Consider the following 3821-nt stretch of genomic DNA (forward strand, 5'->3'; position numbering starts at 1 on the left):
CTTGGGTGGCGCAGCTAACGCATTAAGTTATCCGCCTGGGGAGTACGGTCGCAAGATTAAAACTCAAAGGAATTGACGGGGGCCTGCACAAGCGGTGGAGCATGTGGTTTAATTCGAAGCAACGCGCAGAACCTTACCAGCGTTTGACATGGCTAGTATATTTTCCAGAGATGGATTATTTCAGTTCGGCTGGCTAGCACACAGGTGCTGCATGGCTGTCGTCAGCTCGTGTCGTGAGATGTTGGGTTAAGTCCCGCAACGAGCGCAACCCTCGTCTTTAGTTGCCATCATTAAGTTGGGCACTCTAAAGAAACCGCCGGTGATAAGCCGGAGGAAGGTGGGGATGACGTCAAGTCCTCATGGCCCTTACACGCTGGGCTACACACGTGCTACAATGGCGGTGACAGTGGGCAGCAAGCACGCGAGTGCAAGCTAATCTCCAAAAGCCGTCTCAGTTCGGATTGTTCTCTGCAACTCGAGAGCATGAAGGCGGAATCGCTAGTAATCGCGGATCAGCATGCCGCGGTGAATACGTTCCCAGGCCTTGTACACACCGCCCGTCACACCATGGGAGTTGGATTCACCCGAAGGCGCTGCGCTAACCCGCAAGGGAGGCAGGCGACCACGGTGGGTTCAGCGACTGGGGTGAAGTCGTAACAAGGTAGCCGTAGGGGAACCTGCGGCTGGATCACCTCCTTTCTAAGGATATTGGCAGAAAGCGCCTGACTGGACTTCGGTCCTCATGCCGGGAAGAGCTTCTTCCGTTCCAAAGAACATTGCCGTCGTCCTCATGTCCCTTCATCCTGGAGATTTCACTGATGCAGCCTTGTGTTGCAGCAGCGGATAACGCCGCCTTTGGGCAGCCCGGGCTTGCCCGCCTAAGCCGAAAGGCCGCAGGTGGGGCCGGTAGCTCAGGTGGTTAGAGCGCACGCCTGATAAGCGTGAGGTCGTAGGTTCAACTCCTACTCGGCCCACCATATAGACGCGCCGCCGCTTCCGTTTGCACGGAAATAGCGGCGATCATGGTTGGGGGCCTTAGCTCAGCTGGGAGAGCACCTGCTTTGCAAGCAGGGGGTCATCGGTTCGATCCCGATAGGCTCCACCACCCTCGTTTCCTCCAGAGATGAAGACAGCATATTCCGGCGCGGATTTCGATCCGTAGCCGGTGCGCGGGCCCATGAGTGGCCTGCTCTTTGACATTGTGAATGGGTTTTTTAATCGATGCCGTGGTTGCATCGTGCCGATCTCGAAAGGGATGGGTCACGTATGCCAATCACATACATTCATTTTATAATGAATATCTGGCTGAGATAAATCATCCACACCGAGCAAACCATGGCAGCAGCCGAGTGGTGCGTTCGTGTGGGGCACGGCTTACAAGACCGTGTCTCAAGCGATCGACCAATGTTGTCATTGGTGGTGTGGACTCTCAAGCGTGAGGTAAGAGCATTTGGTGGATGCCTTGGCATGTACAGGCGATGAAGGACGTGGCACGCTGCGATAAGCGTGGGGGAGCTGTGAGCAAGCTTTGATCCCGCGATTTCCGAATGGGGAAACCCACCTATCCCGATTATCTCGCCCGTGATTTTTCACGGGCTGGGTAATTGGGCAAAGGTATTGCGAGACTGAATACATAGGTTTCGTGAAGCGAACCCGGAGAACTGAAACATCTCAGTACCCGGAGGAAAAGACATCAACCGAGATTCCGTTAGTAGTGGCGAGCGAACGCGGACCAGGCCAGTGCCTGGTGTTTAATTAGCAGAACATTCTGGAAAGTTTGGCCATAGCGGGTGACAGCCCCGTATGCGAAAATGAAACATCAGGACTCGAGTAGGGCGGGACACGTGAAATCCTGTCTGAACATGGGGGGACCACCCTCCAAGCCTAAATACTCGTACATGACCGATAGCGAACAAGTACCGTGAGGGAAAGGTGAAAAGCACCCCGATGAGGGGAGTGAAACAGTACCTGAAACCGAATGCTTACAATCAGTTGGAGGGCCTTCGTGGCCTGACAGCGTACCTCTTGTATAATGGGTCAGTGACTTAATCTATCAAGCAAGCTTAAGCCGTTAGGTGTAGGCGCAGCGAAAGCGAGTCTGAATAGGGCGACTGAGTTTGATGGATTAGACCCGAAACCCGGCGATCTAGGCATGACCAGGCTGAAGGTGCGGTAACACGCACTGGAGGGCCGAACCGTTCAATGTTGAAAAATTGTCGGATGAGTTGTGTTTAGGGGTGAAAGGCCAATCAAGCCGGGAAATAGCTGGTTCTCCGCGAAATCTATTTAGGTAGAGCCTCGGATGTTTACCGATGGGGGTAGAGCACTGGATGGGCTAGGGGGTCGCGAGATCTACCAAACCTAACCAAACTCCGAATACCATCGAGTTAGTCCGGGAGACAGACGGCGGGTGCTAAGGTCCGTCGTCAAAAGGGAAACAGCCCTAACCTACAGCTAAGGTCCCCAAATCGTATCTAAGTGGGAAAGCATGTGGGATTTCCAAAACAACCAGGAGGTTGGCTTAGAAGCAGCCATCCTTTAAAGAAAGCGTAACAGCTCACTGGTCTAAATAAGAGATCCTGCGGCGAAAATGTAACGGGGCTCAAGATACGTACCGAAGCTTAGGGTTTGGATCTTCGGATCCAAGCGGTAGCGGAGCGTTCCGTAGGCCGATGAAGCGGGAGGGTAACCGACCGTGGAGGTATCGGAAGTGCGAATGCTGACATGAGTAGCGATAAAGAGGGTGAGATGCCCTCTCGCCGAAATCCCAAGGGTTCCTGCTTAAAGCTAATCTGAGCAGGGTAAGCCGGCCCCTAAGACGAGCCCGAAGGGGGTAGTCGATGGGAACCACGTTAATATTCGTGGGCCTGGAGGTGTGTGACGGATGGCGTAAGTTGTCAGGCCTTATTGGATTGGTCTGGCTTCGAAGTTGTCCCAGGAAATAGCCCCTCCGTATAGACCGTACCCTAAACCGACACAGGTGGGATGGTAGAGTATACCAAGGCGCTTGAGAGAAGTGTACTGAAGGAACTCGGCAAATTACCTCCGTAACTTCGGGAGAAGGAGGCCCTACATGCGGGCAACCGTGTGTAGGGGGCACAAGCCAGGGGGTAGCGACTGTTTAGCAAAAACACAGGGCTCTGCTAAGTCGGCTTCAAGACGACGTATAGGGCCTGACGCCTGCCCGGTGCTGGAAGGTTAAGAGGAGGAGTGCAAGCTCTGAATTGAAGCCCCAGTAAACGGCGGCCGTAACTATAACGGTCCTAAGGTAGCGAAATTCCTTGTCGGGTAAGTTCCGACCTGCACGAATGGCGTAACGACTTCCCCACTGTCTCCAGTACATGCTCAGCGAAATTGAATTCTCCGTGAAGATGCGGAGTACCCGCGGTTAGACGGAAAGACCCCGTGCACCTTTACTGCAGCTTCAGAGTGGCATTAGGAAAGAACTGTGTAGCATAGGTGGGAGGCTTTGAAGCGACGGCGCCAGCTGTCGTGGAGCCATAGGTGAAATACCACCCTGTTGTTTTCTGATGTCTAACCTAGCACCGTTATCCGGTGCAGGGACCCTCTGTGGCGGGTAGTTTGACTGGGGCGGTCGCCTCCTAAAGAGTAACGGAGGCGCGCGATGGTGAGCTCAGGACGGTTGGAAACCGTCTGTTAGAGTGCAATGGCATAAGCTCGCCTGACTGCGAGACTGACGAGTCGAGCAGAGACGAAAGTCGGTCATAGTGATCCGGTGGTCCCTCGTGGAAGGGCCATCGCTCAACGGATAAAAGGTACGCCGGGGATAACAGGCTGATGATTCCCAAGAGCTCATATCG

At 54.1% G+C, this 3821-nt stretch carries 2 tRNA genes and 2 rRNA genes; all 4 read left to right on the forward strand.

The window, feature by feature from the left end:
- A 16S ribosomal RNA gene (locus AC1S52_RS04990) occupies positions 1-699 on the forward strand; the annotation flags it as partial.
- A gap of 201 nt (positions 700-900) precedes the next feature.
- Positions 901-977 (forward strand) — tRNA-Ile (locus AC1S52_RS04995).
- A 52-nt stretch (positions 978-1029) separates the two neighbouring features.
- Positions 1030-1105 (forward strand) — tRNA-Ala (locus AC1S52_RS05000).
- Between the two features lie 325 nt (positions 1106-1430).
- A 23S ribosomal RNA gene (locus AC1S52_RS05005) occupies positions 1431-3821 on the forward strand; the annotation flags it as partial.

The organism is Kovacikia sp. CALU 1929 (genome assembly GCF_056784235.1).